At 75.0% G+C, this 21829-nt stretch carries 13 protein-coding genes; 7 read left to right on the top strand and 6 right to left on the bottom strand.

The window, feature by feature from the left end:
* The first annotated feature begins 48 nt into the window (after positions 1 to 48).
* Positions 49 to 1116 (top strand): Gfo/Idh/MocA family oxidoreductase, encoded by a 1068-nt coding sequence (locus rosag_RS08450; protein ID WP_284349640.1) that lies wholly within the window; start codon positions 49 to 51, stop codon positions 1114 to 1116.
* On the top strand, positions 1113 to 1685 hold the full coding sequence (locus tag rosag_RS08445) for a putative glycolipid-binding domain-containing protein (RefSeq protein WP_284349639.1): 573 nt from the start codon (positions 1113 to 1115) through the stop codon (positions 1683 to 1685). Before rosag_RS08450 ends, rosag_RS08445 begins: the two co-directional genes overlap by 4 nt.
* A 16-nt stretch (positions 1686 to 1701) precedes the next feature.
* On the opposite strand, the gene rosag_RS08440 is transcribed toward rosag_RS08445, so the two are convergent.
* Together rosag_RS08440 and rosag_RS08435 are read right to left on the bottom strand one after the other, a co-directional pair.
* Positions 1702 to 3126, bottom strand: coding sequence for a M20/M25/M40 family metallo-hydrolase (locus rosag_RS08440; RefSeq protein WP_284349638.1), 1425 nt, complete (start codon positions 3124 to 3126; stop codon positions 1702 to 1704).
* 2 nt (positions 3127 to 3128) lie between these two features.
* Positions 3129 to 6554, bottom strand: a complete 3426-nt coding sequence (locus rosag_RS08435) for an ATP-binding protein (RefSeq protein WP_284349637.1) — start codon at positions 6552 to 6554, stop codon at positions 3129 to 3131.
* Positions 6555 to 6764: 210 nt separating this feature from the next.
* On the opposite strand from rosag_RS08435, the gene rosag_RS08430 reads away from it, so the two are divergent.
* Entirely contained in the window at positions 6765 to 7925 is a 1161-nt protein-coding gene (locus tag rosag_RS08430; protein ID WP_284349636.1) for a L,D-transpeptidase family protein, read from the top strand.
* 407 nt (positions 7926 to 8332) lie between these two features.
* On the opposite strand, the gene rosag_RS08425 is transcribed toward rosag_RS08430, so the two are convergent.
* Both rosag_RS08425 and rosag_RS08420 read right to left on the bottom strand, forming a co-directional pair.
* A complete protein-coding gene (locus rosag_RS08425; RefSeq protein ID WP_284349635.1) occupies positions 8333 to 8794 on the bottom strand; it encodes a hypothetical protein in 462 nt (153 codons plus the stop codon).
* A gap of 133 nt (positions 8795 to 8927) precedes the next feature.
* Complete coding sequence (locus rosag_RS08420) at positions 8928 to 9707, bottom strand: response regulator transcription factor (RefSeq protein WP_284349634.1); 780 nt, start codon at positions 9705 to 9707, stop codon at positions 8928 to 8930.
* Between the two features lie 463 nt (positions 9708 to 10170).
* On the opposite strand from rosag_RS08420, the gene rosag_RS08415 reads away from it, so the two are divergent.
* From rosag_RS08415 to topA, 3 genes are all read left to right on the top strand, one after another.
* Entirely contained in the window at positions 10171 to 13662 is a 3492-nt protein-coding gene (locus rosag_RS08415; RefSeq protein ID WP_284349633.1) for a PAS domain S-box protein, read from the top strand.
* A 321-nt stretch (positions 13663 to 13983) separates the two neighbouring features.
* Positions 13984 to 16503, top strand: a complete 2520-nt coding sequence (locus rosag_RS08410) for a PAS domain-containing sensor histidine kinase (RefSeq protein WP_284349632.1) — start codon at positions 13984 to 13986, stop codon at positions 16501 to 16503.
* Positions 16504 to 16858: 355 nt separating this feature from the next.
* Entirely contained in the window at positions 16859 to 19336 is a 2478-nt protein-coding gene (topA, locus tag rosag_RS08405; protein ID WP_284349631.1) for a type I DNA topoisomerase, read from the top strand.
* 269 nt (positions 19337 to 19605) lie between these two features.
* Here the strand turns inward: topA and rosag_RS08400 are convergent, their stop codons facing one another.
* Positions 19606 to 20748 carry a DUF3179 domain-containing (seleno)protein gene (locus rosag_RS08400; protein ID WP_284349630.1) on the bottom strand — a complete coding sequence of 381 codons (1143 nt, stop codon included), beginning with the start codon at positions 20746 to 20748 and terminating at the stop codon, positions 19606 to 19608.
* A 6-nt stretch (positions 20749 to 20754) separates the two neighbouring features.
* Positions 20755 to 21378, bottom strand: coding sequence for a hypothetical protein (locus rosag_RS08395; protein WP_284349629.1), 624 nt, complete (start codon positions 21376 to 21378; stop codon positions 20755 to 20757).
* Between the two features lie 93 nt (positions 21379 to 21471).
* On the opposite strand from rosag_RS08395, the gene rosag_RS08390 reads away from it, so the two are divergent.
* Positions 21472 to 21813 carry a PadR family transcriptional regulator gene (locus rosag_RS08390; RefSeq protein WP_284349627.1) on the top strand — a complete coding sequence of 114 codons (342 nt, stop codon included), beginning with the start codon at positions 21472 to 21474 and terminating at the stop codon, positions 21811 to 21813.
* Positions 21814 to 21829 lie beyond the last annotated feature (16 nt).

Here is a 21829-nt window from a genome sequence, read left to right as displayed (position 1 = left end):
ACGCTCTTCGGTCCTCCGCCTCATCGTCCTCCGCCATATCGTTCTCCGATGCACTCTCACGACGACGTCCTGCGCGTCGGACTGATCGGCTACGGGCTGGGCGGCGCGGTCTTCCACGCCCCGTGCATCGCCGTCACCGACGGGCTGCGGCTGGACGCCATCGTCACGCGCGACCCCGAGCGGCAGCGACAGGCCGCGCGCGAGCATCCCACCGCGCGCATCGTCCCGACCGCCGATGCGCTCTGGGCGATGGCCGACGCGCTCGACCTCGTCGTGATCGCCGCGCCGAACGGCGCGCACGCGCCGCTCGCGATGGCCGCGCTGTCGCACGGCCTGCACGCGGTGGTGGACAAGCCCTTCGCGACGTCGGCGGCCGACGCGCGCGCGGTCGCCGACGAGGCGCGCCGCCGCGGGCTGCTCGTCGCGCCCTACCACAACCGCCGCTTCGACGGCGACTTCCTCACGCTGCGGCGCCTGCTGGACGACGGCGCGCTCGGCACGCTGCACCGCTTCGAGTCGCGCTTCGACCGCTGGCGGCCAAGCGCCAAGCCGCGCTGGACCACGCCCGACGCGCAGCGGCACGGCGAGGGGATCGACCTCGACCTCGGCACGCACCTGGTGGACCAGGCGCTCGTGCTGGGCGGGCCCGTGCGGAGCGTGTACGCGGAGCTCGACCGGCGGCACCCCGACGTCACCGTGCCCGACGACCTGTTCGTCGCGCTGACGCACGCATCGGGGCTGCGGTCGCACCTGCACGCGAGCACGGTCGCCGGCGTGCCCGGCCCGCGCTTCGCGGCGTACGGATCTCGCGCGGCGTACGTGAAGCACCACGCCGATCCGCAGGAGGACGCGCTGCGCGCCGGCGCGCGTCCCGAGGGCGCCGGCTGGGGCGAGGAGCCGCCCGAGCGCTGGGGCACGCTCGGCGCCGGCGACGCGCGCGAGACGGTGCACACGCACGCGGGCAGCTATCCGCGCTACTACGCGGGCATCGTGGACGCGCTGCGCAACGGCGGGCCGCCGCCGGTGTCGCCCGAGGACGCGATCGCGGGGCTCGAGATCCTCGAGGCCGCGCGCGTCTCGGCGGCGGAAGGGCGCGTCGTGACGCTCGGCGCGTGAGCGCATCGCCAACGCTCGTCCGCACGGTCTGCTGGCGGCGCCTCGACGTGCCGGGCCACGAGAGCGTGCGCCTGCTCCGCACGATCGACGGCTGGCGGCTGGAGGGCAGCGTCGCGCTCCGGCACGACGGCGACGCGGTCGCCTTGCGCCACACGGTGGACTGCGACGCCGCGTGGCGCACGCGCGCCGGCACCGTGCAGGGACGGATCGGCGCGCGCGACGTGGAGCTCGCGCTCGCGCGCGACGCCGACGACCGGTGGACGCTGAACGGCGTGCGCTGCCCCGCCGTCGACGGGTGCGTGGACGTCGACTACGGCTTCAGCCCGTCCACCAACCTGCTGCCCATCCGGCGCCTGGCGCTCGCGGTGGGCGAGGCGGGGCCGGTGCGCACCGCGTGGCTGCGCTTTCCGGAGCTCACGCTCGAGGTGCTGTCGCAGACGTACACGCGCACCGCCGAGCGCACGTGGGCGTTCGCGAGCGGCGGCGGCGCGTTCCGCGCGACGCTCGACGTGGACGCCCACGGGCTCGTGACGCGCTACGGCGACCGGTGGGTGGCCGAGGACGCGTGAGCCTGTACAGGCGCGCTCAGGTGCGCGGCGCGCCCGCCAGTCGCCGCACGAGCTGGTCGAGGAAGTCGAGCCCCTGGTAGAACGAGCGCACGCGCAGCTTCTCGTCGCGGCCGTGCGAGTTGGTCTCGCCGGGCGACGAGAAGATGCCGCTGACGCCGAACGTCGGGATCCCGGCCTCGCGCAGCTGCCGCCCGTCGGTCGCGCCGGTGGACATCGTCGGGATCACGGGGATGTCGCCGAACATCTGCTTCGTCAGCGCCCTCGCCTCCGACAGCACCGCCGGCTCGATCGCGCTCGGCGCCACGCCGACCCGCGGCGCCTCGAGCATCCGCACGTGCACCGCGGTGTCCGCGAACACGCCCGTGAGCACGCGCATCGTCTCCTCGGAGCCCGACGTCGGCGCGATGCGGCAGTTCACGTTCGCCGTCGCCATCTGCGGCAGCGCGTTGTTCGCGTGCCCGCCGCCGAGCCGCGTCGCGACGCAGGTCGTGCGCAGCATCGACGCGTAGCGGTCGTCGCGCGACAGCGTCGCCGCGGCCGCGGAGTCGCCCGGGTTCGCGACCAGCGCGCGCATCGCCGCCGCCATCTCGGCGCGTGGCTCGACCTTCGCCGTCTCCTCGAAGAAGCCGCGCGTCACCGGGTTGAGCGCCACCGGGAAGCGGAAGCGCGACAGCCGGCCCAGCGCCTCCGCCAGCCGGTAGATCGCGTTGTCGGCGCGCGGCACGCTGGAGTGGCCGCCGGTGTTCGCGACGGACAGCGCGTAGTCGGTGTAGACCTTCTCCGCCGCCTGGATGGAGTGGAACAGCGGGCGCGCGTCCGGCCCCGGCCCGTCCAGCGTGCCGCCGCCGCCCTCGTTGATCGCGTACGCGGCCTCGATCAGCGGGCGATGGTTGGCGAGCAGCCACGACACGCCGTTCGCGTCGCCGCCCTCCTCGTCGGCGGTGAGCGCGAGCACGAGGTCGCGGTCGGGCGTCCACCCCTCGCGCTTCCACTTCAGCAGGTTGGCGACGAACATCGCCGCCATCGCCTTGTCGTCGGCCGTGCCGCGCCCGAGGAAGTAGCCGTTCTCCTCGTGCAGCACGAACGGGTCGCGCGGCCAGTCGCTGCGGTTCGCGGCGACGACGTCGAGGTGCGCCAGCAGCAGGATCGGCTTCCCCTGCCCGCGGCCGCGGTAGCGCACGACCAGGTTGCCCTTGCTCGGCTTCCCCTGCGGCACCAGCACGCGCACGTCGGCCGCCGGGAAGCCCGCGGCGCGGAAGCGCGCGGCCATCGCCTGCGCGGCCCGCGTCGTCGAGCCCACGGAGTCCACCGTGTTGATCTCGACCAGCTCCTTGTAGACCGCGCGCGCGAGCTGCTGGTGCGCGGTCAGGGTCGATTGCGCGGCGAGCGGAGTGGCGAGCGGTGCGGCTAATGCGAACAGCAGCGGAAGGACGCGACGCATGGTCAGCGGGAGAGGGTGAGGGTGAAGGTGCTGCCCACGCCGACCTGGCTGGCGACGGTGAGGTCGCCGCCCATGCCGCGCGCGAGGTCGCGGCTGATCGCGAGGCCGAGCCCCACGCCGTCCTGCGTGCGCGTGAGGCGCGGGTTCACCTGCACGAACGGCTCGAAGATGCTCGTCAGCTTGTCCGGCGACACGCCGATGCCGGTGTCGGCGACGGTGATGCGCACGCGCGCGGCGTCGGTCTCGCAGCCGATGGTGATGCGGCCGCCCGGCGCGGTGAACTTGACCGCGTTCGTCAGCAGGTTGAGCAGCACCTGCCGCAGCTTCTCGGCATCCGCGCGCACGGTCAGCGCGCGGTCGCAGCCGGCGTACTCCAGCGTCAGCCCGCGCGCACGCACCTGCGGCGCCACCAGCGCCTCCGCCGTCGCGATCGACTCGTCCACCGGCACGGCGTCGATGCTGTAGCGCACGTTGCCCGTCTCGACGCGCGCGTAGTTCAGCACGTCGTTGATGAGGCCCAGCAGGTGCTGCTGGCTCTTCTGGATGCGCGCGAGGTCGTCGCGCTGCTCGTCCGTCACCGGGCCGCGGATCCCCATCTCCAGCAGCTCGGCGTAGCCACCGATCGCGTTCAGCGGCGTGCGCAGCTCGTGCGACATCACAGCGAGGAACTCGCTCTTCGCGCGGTTGGCCGCCTCGGCCTCCGCGCGCGCGGTCTCGGCCTCGTGACGCGCGGCGCGCTCCGCGTCCAGCAGCCGCGCGCGCTCCTCGACGTCCACCACCGAGCCGATGTAGCCCAGGAACTCCCCCGCGTCGCCGAAGCGCGGGGCCGCGGCGTCCACCATGCGCCGGTACTCGCCGTCGGTGCGGCGCAGCCGGTACTCCAGGCGGAACGGCGCGTGCCGCGCGTTGGCGTCGAGGAACACGTCGCTCGAGCGCTCGCGGTCGTCGGGGTGCACGGCCTCCAGCCAGCCGAAGCCGAGCCCCGTCTCCGCCGTCTGGCCGGTGAAGGCGTACCATGCGTGGTTGAGGAACGAGCAGCCGCCGTCGGCCTCGGTGACCCAGAGCATCACCGGCGCATGGTCCGCCATGTTGCGGAAGCGCGCCTCGCTCTCGCGCAGCGTCGTCTCGGCCTCGCGCCGCAGGCGCGCGAGCGAGAGGTGCGCGCCCACGCGCGCCACCAGCTCCTGCGCGGCGAACGGCTTCACCAGGTAGTCGTCGGCGCCGGACTGCACGCCCTCCACGCGTGCCTCCTCGCCCGCGCGCGCGGAGAGGAGGATCACCGGCAGGTCGCGCAGCGCCGGATCGTCGCGCAGCGCGCGCAGCAGCCCGAAGCCGTCGAGCCGCGGCATCATCACGTCGCTCAGCACGAGGTCGGGCCGCCGCGCGCGCGCCGCGTCGAGCGCTGCCTGCCCGTCGGCCACGCCGTCCACGTCCCAGCCCTGCGCGGCCAGCAGGCGCGCGACGTACTCGCGCATGTCGGCGTTGTCGTCGGCGAGCAGCACGCGCGCGCCGGGATGCGCGACGGCCGGCCGCGCACCGTTCCCGGTGGACGACACCGAGACGACGCCATGCTCGCCCGTCGTCTGCGGCAGCCAGCGCAGCGCCTCCTGCACGAAGGGCGCGGCGCCGGTGGCGGTGGACGCATGCGCGCGCCGCGCGCCCGCGGGGCCCAGGCGCTCCGCCGGCAGGTGCGCGGTGCCGGGGCGCAGCCGGACCGTGAAGCGCGTGCCGACGCCCGGCGTGCTCGCGACGTCGATGGTGCCGCCGTGGCGCTGCACCAGCTCCTGCACGAGCGCGAGGCCGATGCCGGTGCCCTCGTGCGTGCGGCTGCGCGCGTTGGCCACACGGTGGAAGCGGTCGAAGATGCGCGGCAGCTCGTCCGGCGCGATGCCGACGCCCGTGTCCTCGACGGTCACCTCGACCGCGTCGCCGAAGCCGCCATCGTCGGCGGGCCGCACGCGCACCGTGATGCCGCCCGCGAACGTGTGCTTGAACGCGTTCGACAGCAGGTTGAGGACGACCTTCTCCCACATGTCGTGGTCGAGGTACACCGTCGACAGGCCCGCGGGCAGCGGCGGCGCGTCCACCGTCAGCGCCAGCCCCGCGCGCTCGCACGCCGAGCGGAACGCGCTCGCCAGCTCGGCGGTCAGGACGGCGACGTCGGTCGGCTCGTACACGGCCTCGATGCGCCCCGCCTCGATGCGCGAGAAGTCGAGCAGCGAGTTCACGAGCCGCAGCAGCCGCAGCGCGTTGCGGTGCACGAGCTCCAGCCGGACGCGGTTCTCCGGCACCGTGGTCGGATCGGCGAGCGCGTCCTCCGCGGGGCCGAGCATGAGCGTCAGCGGCGTGCGGAACTCGTGGCTGACGTTGGAGAAGAACGCGGTCTTGGCGCGGTCCAGCTCCGCCAGCGCGGCGGCGCGGCGCCGCTCGGCCTCGTACGCGCGGGCGTTGGCGAGGCTCGCCGCGAGCTGGCCGGCGACGAGCTCCACGAAGCCCGCGTACGCCTCGTCGAACACGCGGTGCGGGCTGAGCGCGGCGACGACGAAGCCCGCCGGGCTCTCCTCGCCCTGCCGCGCGAGCGGCACGAGCGCGGCGCGCGCGGCCGGCAGTGCGGCGAGGTCGTCGACGACGCGCGTCGCCGGCGCCGTGCGCATCGCGTCCGCGGGCCACACGGCGTGCGCGTCGCCCGCCGGGATGCGCGCGGGCGCGGCCGGGTGTCCCACCGCGAGCCCCGACGCGGCGACGAGGCGCGCGCCGCCGTCGTCGTCGAAGAGATACGCGAGCGTGAACGGCAGGTCGCGCCCCGCGTCCGCGAGCGACGCCGACGCGGCGGCGAGGACGTCGGCCTCCTCGTGCCCCGCGGCGGCGAGCGCCGACGAGAGCCGGCGCAGCGTGTCGAGCCGCCGCTCGCCGATGACGCGCTCGGTGACCTCGGTGACGACGCACAGGTGCCCCGCGACCGCGCCCGCGTCGTCGGCGAGGGGGCTGTACGAGAAGGTGTGGTACGTCTCCTCGGAGTAGCCGCTGCGCTCGAGGTAGAGGAGCAGCTGCTCGTCCCACGTCGCCCGTCCGGTGTCGAGCACCGACTGGATGCGCGGGCCGATGTCGGCCCAGATCTCCGCCCACACCTCGCGCGACGGCCGCCCCAGCGCCCACGGGTGCTTGGCGCCGAGCGTCATGCGCCCGTAGGCGTCGTTGTAGAGGAAGGTGAGGTCGGGGCCCCACCCCATCCACATCGCGAAGCGCGACGTGAGCAGGATGCGCACGGCGGTCGCGAGGCTCTGCGGCCACGTCTCGGGTGGCCCCAGCGGCGTGGCGGCCCAGTCGTGCGCGCGCATCAGCGCGCCCATCTCGCCGCCGCCGGCGAACAGCCGCTCGGCGGCGGTCGGCTCGGGTCGGGGGGAGGCCAGCGTACTGCGGTTCGCCATGCGGGACGAAGGTGAGGCGTGCGGCACCCGGAGCGGGCGAGGTACGCTCGCCCCGCGCGCGGGACCTGTCCAGTCGCGCCAGCCTCCGGCCGGCGGAACGGCCGGGGGCGCCGCGTCGTTTCCCGGGGGTGCACGACGGTGCGTTGCGGCGATGCAGCGTGGCGCGTCGGAAACGGCTAGACTGTGACCCTGCGTTCACTCGAAGGACCGATGCTGCCCCCCGTCGTTCGCGCCCTGCTCGCCCTGCTCGCCCTGTCCGCCGTCGCGGCGCCCGCCCTCGCCGCGGCCCAGCCGCCCGCCGACACCACCCGTCGGCCGCCCGCGCCGGACACGCTGCGCGTCGATTCGGTACGGGCGGACAGCGCGCGCCGCGACAGCCTGCGTCTGGACACCTCGCGCATGGACAGCGTGCGCGTGGACAGTGCGCCGCCCGCGGACCGCGCGGCGGCGCCGCGCGCCAGCTGGCTGGCGGCGGAGGCCGTGCGGGCGCCCGTGCGGCTGCCGGTGTCGGGGGGCACGGGGCCGCGCGTGCTGCACGTGCAGGTGCTGCTGGGCGCCGCGGGCTTCTCGCCCGGGGTGCTGGACGGACGCTGGCAGGCGGGGACGCGCGCGGCGGTGCGGGCCTTCCGCAAGGCGCACGGCCTGGGCGCCGGGGAGGCGGTGAACGCCGACACCTACGCGCGCCTGGTGGCGGCCGCGCAGGAGCGGCCGACGCTCGTGGACTACCGCATCTCGCGCGACGACCTGCGCGCCCCCCTGCGCAAGATCCCCGCGGGCTACCACGACAAGGCGAAGCTCGAGTGGCTGGGCTACGAGACGGTGGCGGAGCGGCTCGCGGAGCGCTTCCACACGACGCCGATCGTGCTGAAGGAGCTGAACCCGGGCGTGGACCTGGAGAAGGTCGTGCCGGGGACGGTGCTCGTGGTGCCGAACGTCTGGCGGCTGCCGCCGCGCGCCGCGCCGGCGCGTCTGGTCGTCGACAAGCGCCTCGGCATGCTGCACGGGTACGATGCCGACGGCGGGCTGCTGTTCGCGCTGCGGGCGAGCGTCGGCTCGACGCAGACGCCGTCGCCGACGGGGCTGCTGAAGGTGCGCAGCATCACGCGCTATCCGTGGTACCAGTACAACCCGCGCGTGCTGGCGGGCGACGCGAGCGTGAAGGGGCGCACCGCGGACCTGCCGCCGGGCCCCAACTCGCCGGTGGGCGTGGTGTGGATCCAGCTCTCGAAGGCGCACATCGGGATCCACGGGACGCCCGAGCCGGCGCGCGTGGGGAGCGGGCAGTCGCACGGGTGCGTGCGGCTGACGAACTGGGACGCGCTGTTCCTGGCGTCGGCGCTCGCCCCCGGCGTGGAGGTCGAGTTCCTCTGAGCGCTGCGGACTGCGGGCTGCGGATCCTGCGCCGTGCCCTCGACAGTCGTCGTCGCGCCCGGGCTGTTGCCCTGTGGTGAGGATACGGATGCTCCGGATGAAACGGATCGTTCGGATCGCTCCTCGGCGCGCACGGAGCGTCGCCGCCACGCGGCGCGATCCGCAGCATCCGCGGCATCCGGAGCATCCGCGTCCTCCCCACAGGCAGTCGGGGTCCAGCGCGCGGGCCCCAGAACAGCATCGGACGGGGTAACAGGATGACGAAGAGGCTCCGCACCGGCGCTTGGAACGTCGCGCCACGCGGAGCCTCCTGGTCATCCTGTCAAAGCAGCTCCCCGTGCGGGTCCGGCGCGCCAACGGGTCCCGGGTTCAGGACACGCAGCACGCAGCACGAAGCACGCAGCGGTTCAGTGCACCGGCTCCCCTTCCAACATCGCCGCCACGTCGGCCAGCATCCCGATGTCGCCGCCGAACGCGCGGGCGCCGTGCAGCAGGTAGAGCGTGTCCACCACGCCCACCGCGCGCAGCGCGCACTCCTCGACCACCGCCGCGTCGCGCACCCCCTCCAGCGTCGTCTGCACGAACGACTCGGCGAACCGGCGCACCTGGGCCGGCCGGCAGCCGGCGCGGCTGGCGAAGGCCATCGCGCCCAGCAGCGTCAGCGCGAAGCGCATCCCGTCGCGCTCGTCGTCGCTCACCGCGAGCCGCAGCTCCTCGACCAGCGGAGTGCCGGCCCGCAGCTCGCCCAGGAGCCGCGTCACGAACGAGGGCACGTCCGGGCCCTCCAGCGCGACGGCCGAGGGGCTGAGGTAGAGGTCGTCGGCCGCGAAGGGGCCGCTCGGGCTGGCGAACCGGAAGCGATGGCGCATGCGCGATCCTCGGGGTGTGGCGCCGGTCGGCGCGAGGACACGCATTATCGGGTGGACCGGACGAGCGGGGGGCCTTCTGACAGAGATGTCATCCACATGTCATTGCGGCGTCATCCCCGCCCGCGCCCCGGCCCTACCCCGCGTCGGACTCGTCCAGCGGCACCGCCGTGGCCGGCGGGATCTCCGCCTCGGCCGGCGTCTCGTGCTGGACGGCCGGACCGACCGGCGTGACCCCCGCGCCCTCGGGCGCCCGCAGCCGGTAGCCGACCCCGCGCACCGTCTCGATCACCGGCGCCGTCGGCCCCTCGCCCAGGCGCTGGCGCACGCGCATGATCGTCACGTCGACGACGTTGCTGCCGCCGTGGTAGCCCTGCCCCCAGACGTCGCGCAGCAGCGCCTCGCGGGTCTGCGGCACGTCCACGTGCGCCACCAGGTGCGCCAGGAGCGCGAACTCCAGCGGCGTCACCGCCAGCGGCACCCCGTCCAGCCAGACCTGCCGGCGCCCCGAGTCCACCACCAGCGCGCCGATCCGGGTCACCGCGCCCACCGCGCCCGTGCCGCGGCGGACGAGCGCCCGCAGCCGCGCCCGCAGCATCTCCAGCGACACCGGCTTCACGACGTAGTCGTCGGCGCCGGCGTCCAGCACCCGGATCACGACCTCCTCGCGGTCCAGCCCCGAGAGCACCAGCACCGGCACCGCGTGATCCTGGGCGCGCAGCAGGCGGAGCACCTCCAGCCCGGTGCCGTCCGGGAGCTGCAGGTCGAGGATCACGGCCGTGAAGGCGTCGGCCTGGGTCAGGAGCTGCCCGTCGGCGACCGTCGGGGCGTGGACGACGGTGATGCCGTCGGCGGCCAGTCGGCGCTGCAGGAGCTGGGCGAGGGTGCGGTCGTCTTCGACCAGGAGGATGCGCATGGGCACCACGGGGGTCGGCGGGGCGGGCGGCGCGACGGGAGCCGGCACACCGTCGGGGCGTCGCGCCGACGCGGCAGCAGGCGACTGCGCGCGACGCGGCTGGACAAGACTGCGAAATAGTCGAGGACCGGGTCGCCGCGCCACCGCCAGGATGACAGACCGATGAGATGCCGATGAAATCCCGGTCATCCACTATCTTACGAGGGCCGCAGGACGCCAGCGTGGGTCGAATCGCCCATTCCGGGACGCGGGCCGGCCGGCGGCGCCTCGCGACTGCCGACGGCGCGCTGGAGGGTTTCGCGCCCGGCCCGATGGCGCCATCGTGACGCCAGGGCGCACCCGTCGTCGTGCCTGCGTCGTGCGTCCCGGTGACGCACGCCACATTCCGCCGCGCCCGCGGCGGGCGGCGGGCCACCGCGCCGCCGGTCCCCCCAGGGGGATCGTTCCCGATTCCGCCGCTCTCGTGTCCCTCTCGGTCGACCCGCCACCTGCCAGCGCCCCCGCCCGCACGCCGGCGGACCGCCTGCTCGCCGCGCTCGGGAGCGCGGCCGACGGCGTGCTGGTGGTCGACCGCGACGGCGCCTGCCACTTCGCGACGCCGCGCGCGCTCGAGCTGCTGGGCGCCGCCCCGGGGACGCTGGAGACCACGCCCGACTGGGACGCGTGGCCCGCCACCGCCCGCGAGGCGGTAGGCCCCGCGGTGTCCGGCGCGGCCACCACCGGCCGCCCGACGCAGACGCGCACCTGCCCGGCCTACCAGGGCCCCGCGCTCGTGGTGCGGGCGAGCCCCGCCGGCGACGCGCTCCTGGTGACCGTCACCGCGCTCGCGGACGATCCGCCGGACCGCGAGGCCGCCACGACGCTCGACCGCCTCCCCGACGTCGTCCTGCGCTACGACCGCGAGGGCGTGATCCGCTACGTCAACGCGGCCATCGTCGGCGCCACGGGGCAGCCGCAGTCGCACTTCCTGGGGAAGCGCGCCGGCACCACGGGCGCCGCGCCCGAGATCTCGGCGCGCTTCGCGGCGGCGCGCGAGCGCGTGTTCGCCACCGGCCAGCCGGAGACGTTCGAGATCCGGCGCGTGGGCGAGCGCGGCGACCGGTGCATCGAGTACCGCATGGCGCCCGAGCGCGACGCCAGCGGCGCGATCGTCACCGCGCTCGCCATCGGGCGCGACGTCACCGACCAGGTCGCGCTGGCGACCGCGCTGCGCGAGAGCCAGCGCCGCATGGCGACGCTGCTCAGCAACCTGCCCGGCATGGCGTACCGGATGGTCGACGACGCGCGCTGGACGACGGAGTTCGTCAGCGAGGGCGTGCTCGCGCTCACCGGCTACGCGCCCGAGGCGTTCGAGGGCGCCGACGGCGTGTCGTTCGAGTCGCTGATCCACCCGGACGACCGCGGCGACGTGCGCGACCAGGTGAACGACGCGCTGGAGCAGGGCCGCCCGTTCGCCATCACGTACCGCATCGTGCGCGCCGACGGCGTGACGCGCTGGGTATGGGAGCAGGGGCGCGAGGTGCCGCACGACGGCGCGGGTCCGCGGATGCTCGAGGGGCTGATCGTCGACGTCACCGACCGCGAGGAGGCGCGCGTCGCGCTGGAGGCGGAGCGCGAGCGGCTGCAGGAGGCGCAGCGCATCGCGCACGTCGGGTCGTGGGAGATCGACTTCGTGCACGGCCGCCACGTCGTCTCCGACGAGATCCTGCGCGTGCTCGGCACGGGGCCGGAGACGCGGGACGACCCGCTCGGCACGTTCGCGGCGCGGCTGCGTCCCGAGGACCGCGAGGCGCTGCGCGCGCGCGAGGCGCGGATCCGCGCGCTGCGGCCGACGCACACCGAGGGGCGCTACGTCATCGAGCGGCCCGACGGCGTGCAGCGCGTGGTGCAGATGCGCAGCGCGTGGACGTTCGACGCCGAGGGCGTCCTGGTGCGCGGGCGCGGCACGCTGCAGGACGTCACCGACGTGGTCGAGGGCGAGGCGCGCCTGGCGCGCCAGCAGGCGCTGCTCGAGGAGTCGCAGCGGCTCGCGCACGTGGGCAGCTGGGAGTGGGACCGCCGCACCGACGCGCTCACCTGGTCGGACGAGATGTTCCGGCTGGTGGGGCTGCCGCTGCCGCCGGCGGCGTCGCCGCGGCGCTTCGCGGAGCTCGTGCACGCCGACGACCTGGAGCTCGTGCTGGAGCGCTTCCGCGAGGGGCTCGCGACCGGGCGCACGCTGGAGCTGGAGCACCGCCTCGTGCGCGCCGACGGCACGGCCATCACGGTGCACGCGCGCACGCGCATGATCACCGACGACACCGGCCGCGTGGTGCGCGTGGTGGGCTCGGTGCAGGACGTCAGCGAGCACCGCGCCGCGCAGGCCGCGCTGCGGCTGTCGCAGGAGCAGCAGCTGGCGCTGCTGCAGAGCATCCCCGACGCGGCGTGGCTGAAGGACATCGAGGGCCGCTACGTGGCGCTGAACGAGAGCGCGTGGCGCGCGCGCGGCCTCGGCGCCGCGGACGTGCTGGGCCGCACGGCGGCGGAGCTCTTCCCGCCCGACGTGGTGGCGGAGCGGCTGGCGCACGACCGCGCGGTGCTCGAGTCGGGCGGGCCGGTCCTGATCGAGCACCAGGAGACGGGGCCCGACGGCGCGCCGCGCTGGTACGAGACGGTGAAGGCGCCGTACCGCGACGCCGCGGGCAGCATCGCCGGCACCGTGGGCATCGCGCGCGACATCACGGGGCGCCGCCGCCTCGAGGAGCAGGTGCGGCAGTCGCAGAAGATGGATGCCCTCGGCCTGCTGGCGGGGAGCGTCGCGCACGACTTCAACAACCTGCTGAGCGCGATCATCGGCGGCACCGAGCTGGCGCGACTCGAGGTGCCCGACGACTCGCAGCTGGCCCAGGACCTGGACGACGTGCGCCACGCCGCGCAGCGCGGCGCGCAGCTCACGCGGCAGCTGCTGGCGTTCAGCCGCACGCAGGTGAGCCAGCCGCGCCCGATCGACCTGCGCGAGCAGGTGCGCGAGAGCGCGAAGCTGCTGCGCCGCCTGCTGCCCGAGGACGTCGCGCTCGACGTGGCGGTGGACGACGCGCCGTTCGTGGTGCGGGCCGACGCGGGCCAGCTGGAGCAGGTGCTGATGAACCTCGTCGTGAACGCGCGCGACGCGGTGCTCGCCAAGCGCGCGGCGGCGCACGGCCGGCCGCCCGATCCGGACGCCGCGCCCGACCTGGTGACGATCGCGGCCTCGCGCCGGGCGCTCGCGGCGGGCGACCCGCTCCTCGTGCGGCGCGGCGCGCCGGCGCTGCCGCCCGGCGGCTACGCGCTGCTCGTGGTGCGCGACTCGGGCAACGGCATGGACGAGCCCACGCTCCGCCGCGCCTTCGAGCCGTTCTTCACCACCAAGCCGCAGGGGCGCGGCACGGGCCTCGGCCTCGCGACGGTGCTCGGCATCGTCGAGCAGAGCGGGGGCGCGGTGCACGTGGAGTCGGCGCCGGGCGCCGGCGCGACCTTCACGGTGGTGCTGCCGCTGGTGGAGGGCCCGGCCGACGTGGTGGCGGTGGGCACGCGCACCGCGCTGCCCGGCGGCACCGAGACGGTGCTGCTGGTGGAGGACGAGGGCGCGGTGCGCGAGACGGCCGCGCGCATCCTGGAGCGGCACGGCTACCGCGTGCTGGCCACGCGCCACGGCGGCGACGCGCTCATGTCGTGGGCGGACCACGGCGCGCGCGTCGACGTCGTGGTGACGGACCTGCGCATGCCCGCGGTGGACGGCAAGACGCTGGTCGCCCACCTGCGCGCCGAGCAGCCCACGCTGCCGATCGTGGTGATGTCGGGCTACGCCAGCGTCGAGGACTCGGACGAGCGCCTGCTGCTGGAGCGCGAGGTGTTCCTGGCGAAGCCGTTCAGTGCGGAGACCTTGCTCGAACAGGTGCGCGCCGCGCTCGACCGGGCCCCGTCTCGCACCGGTTGATTCCCGCGGGACGCGGCCTGTCAGGCTGAGCGCAGCGCGCCGCGGCGCGAGCGACGGCGGCGTGCTCCGGCTCCCAGCGATCTCGCACGGCGGAGCCTCGCGGCTGCGCGCGAGTCTCCTTGGCGATCTCGCAGGTCGCCTGCGCGCACCGCCGTCGCTCGCGCTGCCCACCCTCCCGCGGTGACGGATCCGCTCCGCGCTTGGCGCTCGGCGCTCACCATCCCTGCGCGAGCGTCCGGATCGCGCACCGGCCAACGGCCCCCCTCGACAGATCCGGCGGTTTCGGTTGCGTGGCGCGGCGCGTGCCGTCATGCTGCGGTGATGCCCTCTCCGCCGACCACCCCGTCGCGCATCTCCGCGGTCGGCGCCGACGTGCGCGCCGCGCTCGTGGACGCGCTGTTCGCGCAGTCGCCGTCCAGCGTCGCGCTGTACGACGCGCAGGGACGCGTGGTCGCCGCCAACCCGGCCTACGAGCGCCACTGGGGCATCCGACTGGCCGACGTGCCGCCCGACTACTCGCTGCTCGCCGATCCGCAGCTGGAGCGCGCCGGGCTGCTGCCGCTGCTCCGCCGCGCGTACGCGGGCGAGCACATCGCGCTGCCGCCGGTGCGCTACGACGCGGCGGAGGCCACCGCCGGGCCGGGGCGCGCCGTCTGGACGCAGGGCCACTGCCATCCCGTGCGCGACGCCAGCGGCGCGGTCACGCACGTCGCCATCGTGCACGAGGACGCGACCGCGCGCATCGAGGCGGAGCAGGCGCTCCAGACGCTCAACCAGCGCCTCGCGGCGCGCACGCAGGTCGCCGAGGACGCCGCGGCGACGCTGGCGCTGAGCGAGTCGCGCTTCCGGTCGGTGGTGGAGGCGACGACGGCGGTGGTGTGGACGACCGACGCCGACGGCGCGATGACGAGCGAGAACGCCAGCTGGAGCGCGTTCACCGGCCAGGCGCGCGCGGCGTACCACGGGTGGGGATGGCTGGACGCGCTCCATCCCGACGACCGCGCCACCACCGAGCGCGTGTGGCGCGCGGCGCTCGCGGCGCGCACGACCTACGACACGACCTACCGGCTGCGCCGCCACGACGGCGAGTACCGCACGACGGTCGCGCGCGGCGTGCCGGTGCTGCTCCCCGACGGCGCGGTGCGCGAGTGGGTGGGCGTCAACACCGACGTCACCGAGCAGCAGGCCGCGGACGCCGAGCGCGCACGCCTGTACGCGCAGCTCGACGTCGAGCGCGCGCGGCTGGCGGAGGTGTTCCGCATGGCGCCGGCGTTCGTCGCGGTGCTGCGCGGACCGGAGCACGTCTTCGAGTTCGTCAACGAGGCGTACTACCAGCTCGTGGGCCACCGCGCGCTGCTCGGCCGGCCGGCCCTGGAGGCGCTGCCCGACGTGCGCGGGCAGGGCTTCGAGACGCTGCTGGACCGCGTGCTCGCCACCGGCGAGCCGTACGTGGGGCGCGAGGTGCCGCTGCAGCTCGCGCGCACGGAGGGCGCGACGCCGGAGCTCCGCTACCTCGACTTCGTCTACCAGCCGCTGACCGACGCCGACGGCACGCGCGTGGGGATCGTGGCGCACGGCAGCGACGTCACCGACCACGTGCTGGCGCGCCGGCGCGTCGAGCGGCTGCAGGCGCTGACCGCCGCGCTCGCGAGCGCGCGGACGATCGACGACGTGGCGACGGTGGTGGTGGCCGAGATGGTGGTCGCGCTGGGCGCGCGCACGGGCGCGATGGGCATCCTCGCGCCGGGGGGCGACGAGATCGGGCTCGTGCGACAGGTGGGCTTCCCCGGTGCCGCCGGCGCGCGCGTGCAGCGCCAGGCGCTGTCCAGCAACGGCATCCTCCCGCACGTGGTGCGGACGGGCGAGGCGGTGTGGATCGCGTCGCGCGAGGGCCCCGAGGGCCTCGACGCGCGCTTCCCGATCCTGTCGGACATCTGGGAGTCGCTCGAGCTCCATGCGGGCGCCGCGGTGCCGCTGGCGGTGGCGGGCCAGGTGGTGGGCGTGATCTCGTTCGGCTTCCCGGCGCCGCGCACCTTCACGCCCGAGGAGCGCGCGCTCCTGCTCGCGTTCGGCCAGCAGGCGGCGGTGGCGGTGGAGCGGGCGCGCCTGTTCGACGCCGAGCGCGCGGCGCGCCACGAGGCGGAGTCGGCGAACCGCGCGAAGAGCGAGTTCCTCGCCGTGATGAGCCACGAGCTGCGCACGCCGCTGAACGCGATCGGGGGCTACGCGGAGCTGCTGGAGCTGGGCATCCGCGGCCCGGTGACGGAGCCGCAGCGCGAGGACCTCGCGCGCATCCGGCGCAGCCAGCGCCACCTGCTGGGCCTCATCAACGAGGTGCTGAACTACGCGCGCGTGGAGGCCGGCGCGGTGCGCTACGACCTGGCCGACGTGCCGGTGGCGGAGACGCTGCACGCGTGCGAGGCGCTCATCGCGCCGCAGCGCCGCGCGAAGGGGCTGGCGCTGGAGCTGGAGACGTCTGCGCCGGGGATGATGGTGCGCGCGGACCGCGAGAAGCTGCAGCAGATCGTGCTCAACCTGCTGTCGAACGCGGTCAAGTTCACGCCCGCGGGCGGCCGCGTGACGATGCGCGGCGAGCACGTGGGCGACCGCGTCGCGATCGTCGTCGCGGACACGGGCCCGGGCATCGATCCCTCGCAGCTGGAGCGCGTGTTCGAGCCGTTCGTGCAGGTGGACGCCTCGCGCACGCGGGAACAGGAAGGCGTGGGGCTGGGCCTCGCGATCAGCCGCGACCTGGCGCGCGGGATGGGCGGCGACCTGGTGGCGGCGAGCGCGCCGGGCGAAGGCAGCACGTTCACGCTCACGTTGCCCACCGCGAGCTAGCGCTGCGGGCTGCGGATCCTGAAGCGTGCTGCGTGCTGCGTGCTGCGTGCTGCGTGCTGCGTGCTGCGCGGCCGGCACCGATGCACCGGACGCCGTTTGCCTCCGGGAGGGATGCGGATGCTCCGGATGATGGCGGATGCTCCGGATCGCTCCTCGAGGTGCACGGCACCGCGCCGCCGCGAGCAGCGATCCGAATGATCCGTTCCGATCCGGAGCATCCGCATCCTCCCCAATAGACAGAGGGCCGCCGAGCCGACGCGTCTCGAGCGGTCGTGCACGCAGCACGCAGCACGCAGCACGCAGCACGCAGCCGACGTTAGATTTCGGGCACCACATCCGCACCCGCCGTATCGCCGTGCCCAGGACCCTCGTCATCGTCGAGTCGCCGAACAAGGCGAAGAAGCTCACCGCCTTTCTCGGACCGGGCTACACGGTCAAGGCGTCGTTCGGCCACGTCGCCGACCTGCCGCCCAAGGACTACGGCGTGAACCTCGACACGCTCGAGGAGCAGTACGTCCTGCGCGGCAAGGGCGCCGAGATCGTGAAGACGCTGCGCGCGGCCGTGCAGGGCGGCGGGTACGACCAGGTGCTGCTGGCGTCCGACCCCGACCGCGAGGGCGAGGCGATCGCGTGGCACCTCGCGCGGCAGCTCAAGCTCCCCGCGCGCGCCGCGTCGCGCATCGAGTTCCGCGAGATCACCGCCGCCGCCGTGCGCGCGGCCGTCGCGTCGCCGCGCCCCGTGGACATGCGCCGCGTGGACGCGCAGCGCTCGCGCCGCGTGCTCGACCGCATCGTGGGCTTCGACTGCTCCAAGGAGATCTGCTGGCCCGCCGGCGCGCAGTCCGCGGGGCGCTGCCAGACGCCCGCGCTGCACCTGCTCTGCGAGCGCGAGCGCGAGATCCTCGCCTTCGCGGCGCGCACCTACTGGACGCTCGAGACGACGTACGCCGAGGGGCTGTCGGCGTTCGTGCCGGCGGACCCGAAGGAACAGGCGAGCCAGCCGGACACGGACGGACGCGAGCCCGACGATCCCTCGCGGCGCTCGGGAGAAGGGCGCCTGGCGCCGAAGCAGTACGCCTCGCGCGAGGAGGCCGAGGCGGTGCTGGCGACCGCGCGCGCGCACGCGCACCGCGTGCGCGGCGTCGAGCCGCGGCGCACCGAGCGCCGGCCGCCGCCGCCGTACACGACCTCCACGCTCCAGCAGGACGCCAGCCGCAAGCTCCGCCTCTCGGCCAAGCAGGCGATGGACGCGGCGCAGGCGCTCTTCGAGGCGGGGCTCATCACGTATCACCGCACCGACTCGACGCGCGTGTCGGACGACGCGGTGGACATGGCGCGCGCGTTCATGGCCGCGCACCACTCCGAGACGCTGCCCGCGCAGGCGCCGCGCGCGCGCGCGCCGAAGGCCGGCGCGCAGGACGCGCACGAGGCGATCCGCCCCACGCACCTCGAGGGCGAGGACGCGCCGCCGCCGCAGGCCGCGAAGCTGTACGCCATGATCCGCGCGCGCTTCCTCGCGTCGCAGGCGAAGCCGGCGGTGTTCGACCGCACGACGGTGTGGATCGACAGCGGCCCGATCGCGTGGGTGGCGGAGGGCGCGGTGCTGCGCGAGCCGGGCTTCCTCGTGTTCTGGGGGCCGTACTCGCGGCAGGAGGACGTCGTGCTGCCCGCGCTCGCGCCGGGCCAGGTGCTCTCGCCGACGGACCTGCTGGTGCACGAGAAGCAGACGACGCCGCCGTCGCGCTACGACCAGGGCGCGCTGATCAAGAAGCTGGAGACGTCGGGCATCGGGCGGCCGGCGACGTTCGCGGGGATCATCGAGACGCTGCTGAAGCGCGACTACGTGCGCGAGCTGGCGGGCGGCAAGGGCAAGAAGTTCCTGCAGCCGACCGAGTTCGGGCTGCAGGTGGACGGCCTGATGTCGCACACCTTCCCCGACCTCGTGACGGAGCGCTACACGGCGGAGATGGAGGCGCAGCTCGACGCGATCGAGGGCGGCGCGGCGACGCGGCCGGCGTACCTGCGCGCGTGGTACGACGCGTTTCGCGCGGCGATGGCGCGCGCGCACCAGCTGGGCGCGGAGTACCGCCAGGCGCACGGCCTGCGCGCGCGGCGCCCCGGCGGTGGCGGCGGCGCCGCGGAGGAGACGACGGTGCGCTGCGACCGCTGCGGCGAGGCGACGTACCGCAAGATCGCGCGGAAGAAGGGCAAGGGGAGCTTCCTCGCCTGCCCCGCGTGCCGCATGACGCGCGACGTGCGCGCGAAGGTGCGCCCCGGCGCGTGCCCGACGTGCCACTCGGCGCTCATCGAGAAGAAGATCGGGAAGATGACGCCGTTCTGGGGCTGCGTGCGCTACGGCGCGGCGGAGCGGCCGTGCACGTACGCGGAGCGCGGCCCCGCGCCGACTGCGACGGCGACGCCCGATGCGGCGGCTGTGCCGGCGCGCGCGACGAAGAGTGCCGTCAAGCGCGCCGCGAAGACCTCGACGACCCAGCGCGCCGGCGCGAAGCGCGCGGTCGCCGCGCCGCCGCCCGCCGCGGAGCGCGTGCCCGCCGCGTCGTCCCGCCCCACCGCGCGCGACGCCACCGACCGCCCGTGTCCGCGCTGCTCCAGCGCGACGCTGGATGTCGTGACGCCGAGCGGCGAGGCGCCCTTCTGGGCGTGCACGGACCGCGCGTGCGGGTTCACGCTCCTCGTGGGCGCCCGCCGCCGCGCGCAGCCCTGCCCCCACTGTGGCGGCGTGGTCCTCGAGCGCCGCTCGGCCGATGGCGCGTCGTCATTCTGGGAGTGCGCACGACATCCAGCGTGCGACTACACGGCGGCGCGGGGCTGACGACCGCTGCGTGCTGCGTGCTGCGTGCTGCGTGGCCGCACTCTCGCGCCGGCCCCTATTGCCTGTTGGAGAGGATACGGATGCTCCGGATCCGGCGGATCGTGCGGATTGCTCCTTGTGGCGCATGGGGCGTCGCCGCCGCTCGGAGCGATCCGGAGCATCCGCACCATCCGGAGCATCCGCATCCTCCCCAAAGGCTGACAGGACCGGCGCTGCGACGCATCCCGAGTGGCCGTACACGCAGCACGCAGCACGCCGCACGCAGCGCTTCAGTACGTCGTCGTCCCCGGATGGAACGTCCGCCAGCTGTGCCAGAACTCCTGGTACGCCGTCACGGGCGTCAGCGCGTCCGTCGCGCCGCGGCCGGTGAGCGCGTAGCTGCGGCCACCGCCCACCAGCGAGTCGCCGCGCAGCGCGAAGCGCGTCTCGGGATCGGGGCGCGTGAAGGCGACGAAGCTCGCGCGGTCGTCGGCCATCGCGACCACCACCGGCGTGCCGCCCACCACGTCGTTCACCACGCGCTCGCGGCGCAGGCGGTTCCAGTCGTACGCGCGGTGCTCGCCGCCGAGCGACAGGCCCACCACCCACGCCTTCTCGCGCCACGACACCGTGTCCGTGCCGGTGAGCGTGCTGCGGCTGGCGCCGCTCTCGTAGTCGAAGTTCTTCGCGTAGCGCTTCAGCGACGCGCTGTCGGGCTGCATCACGAGGCTGTGCGGATGCATCGCCAGCCAGAGCTTCAGCGTCGTCTGGCGGCTCGGCAGCTCGCGCAGCGTCGCGCCCGTGCGCGCGCCGACGATCGCCGCGCCGCTCGCCTGCCGCCACCAGCTGCGCGTGGTGTGGTCCTCGAACATCGCGTTCCAGTGGTCCATCCCCACCAGCCGGAACGTCTCCGCGCGCCCGTCGACGATCGGGTCGAACACGCGCCCCGAGCGGCACACCGTGCAGTAGCTCACCAGCACCGGCCGGCCGCCGACGCTGTCGCGCACCTGGTGGTGGTAGCCGAGGTACTGCAGCGGGTAGGCGCGCGCGTCGCCGTCGATCTCGATGCCCACCACCAGCCGGTTGGGATCCACCGTGCTGCGCGCGGCGGGCGCCATCACGAGGCGCTTCGGCCGCCGGAACATGTGGTCGGCGGCCATGCGCACGTTGGCGGCCCAGACGACCGCCGCCGCGACCGCGAGCGACGCGGGCACGATCCACCGCCGTCGGCCCGGCGCGCGCCACGCGGCGCGCAGTCCCGCGAGGATCAGCGCGGCGCACACCGCGCGCACCGCCCAGCGCGCGCCGTACAGGGCGTACGCGACGTCGATGCTGCGCAGGCGCTGGCTGCCGGGCAGCGGCATCACGAGCCAGACGTTGGCGATCTCGAAGATCACCAGGCACGCGATGCCCACGAGGAAGAGGCGCTTCATCGGCGGTCAGTACCAGTTGAGGCTCAGCCCCGCCTGCAGCGCGGCGGGGTTCCGCGGGCCGCGGTAGGCACGGCCGTCGACCGTCCGCACGTCGCCCGACGCGAGCGCCTGCATAACGTCCACGTACGGCGCGAGCGCGAAGCGTCCGCCCAGGCGCACGTCGTAGCCGATGCCGGCGCGGAACGCGAGGCCGCCGCTCCCGAGCTCCTCGTCTTCGGGGAAGCCGCGCGCGGGATCGACCAGGATCGCGACGCCGACGCCGACGCCCGCGCGCAGGAAGAGCCGGCGCCCGCGCGTGGGATACAGCTGCCCGACCACGCCCACGTGTCCGACCGACGCGCTCGGCTCCTCGGCGGCGTTGAGGTTGACCGCGATCTCGCCGCCGAGCAGCAGGTTGGGGCGCAGCGTGCCGCCCATCGCGAGGTAGCCGCCGCCGCTCCGGCCGCTGCGCCACTTCGCGGGCACCGGCGGCGGCCCACAGGTCACGCACTCGAACGACTGCCAGCCGGTGCCGGCGCCGACACCGATCCAGAACCCCTGGTGGACGGAGTCCGCCGGCTGCGCGCCCGCCGTTGCGGTCACGGTCGCGGACGCGAGGAGGAGCGCGGCGACCAGGTGGGATCGAGGCATGGCGCGACGATACGCCCGATGCACCGCGCGGGGCACACCTTGACTATCTAGGGATGGAGTTGCACCGTAGGCCTAGACCATCAAGGGGTGTTCATGGCCGATCCGACCGAGCTGCTCCACGGCACGCTCGACACGCTGGTCCTCAAGACCCTCGCCTGGGGGCCGCGCCACGGCTACGCCATCGCGCGCTGGCTGGAGGCGATGGGCGCCGACGCGCTGCGCATCGAGGAGGGCTCGCTCTACCCCGCCCTCTACCGCCTCGAGCGGCGCGGGTGGATCGCGGCCGAATGGGGGCTCTCGGAGACGCGCCGTCGCGTGAAGCTCTACCAGCTCACCGACGAGGGACGCGCGCGCCTGGCCGTCGAGACGGCGCAGTGGAGCCGCTTCGCCGACGCGGTCGGCCGCATCCTGCACGCCCCGATCGACGCCACCTGACCGTCCGACCGCGAGG

Origin of the sequence: Roseisolibacter agri, assembly GCF_030159095.1 — a bacterium.
Classification (GTDB): Bacteria; Gemmatimonadota; Gemmatimonadetes; order Gemmatimonadales; family Gemmatimonadaceae; genus Roseisolibacter; species Roseisolibacter agri.
The sequence above is the reverse complement of the archived record's forward strand: the minus strand, read 5'-3'. Positions and strand labels throughout refer to the sequence as shown.

Excerpts from the sequence above, each read along its gene's own strand:
- rosag_RS08450 (WP_284349640.1), top strand. The coding sequence starts at position 49 with ATGCACTCTCACGACGACGTCCTGCGCGTCGGACTGATCGGCTACGGG.
- rosag_RS08440 (WP_284349638.1), bottom strand. The coding sequence starts at position 3,126 with ATGCGTCGCGTCCTTCCGCTGCTGTTCGCATTAGCCGCACCGCTCGCC.
- rosag_RS08435 (WP_284349637.1), bottom strand. The coding sequence starts at position 6,554 with ATGGCGAACCGCAGTACGCTGGCCTCCCCCCGACCCGAGCCGACCGCC.
- rosag_RS08430 (WP_284349636.1), top strand. The coding sequence starts at position 6,765 with ATGCTGCCCCCCGTCGTTCGCGCCCTGCTCGCCCTGCTCGCCCTGTCC.
- rosag_RS08425 (WP_284349635.1), bottom strand. The coding sequence starts at position 8,794 with ATGCGCCATCGCTTCCGGTTCGCCAGCCCGAGCGGCCCCTTCGCGGCC.
- rosag_RS08420 (WP_284349634.1), bottom strand. The coding sequence starts at position 9,707 with ATGCGCATCCTCCTGGTCGAAGACGACCGCACCCTCGCCCAGCTCCTG.
- rosag_RS08410 (WP_284349632.1), top strand. The coding sequence starts at position 13,984 with ATGCCCTCTCCGCCGACCACCCCGTCGCGCATCTCCGCGGTCGGCGCC.
- rosag_RS08400 (WP_284349630.1), bottom strand. The coding sequence starts at position 20,748 with ATGAAGCGCCTCTTCCTCGTGGGCATCGCGTGCCTGGTGATCTTCGAG.
- rosag_RS08395 (WP_284349629.1), bottom strand. The coding sequence starts at position 21,378 with ATGCCTCGATCCCACCTGGTCGCCGCGCTCCTCCTCGCGTCCGCGACC.
- rosag_RS08390 (WP_284349627.1), top strand. The coding sequence starts at position 21,472 with ATGGCCGATCCGACCGAGCTGCTCCACGGCACGCTCGACACGCTGGTC.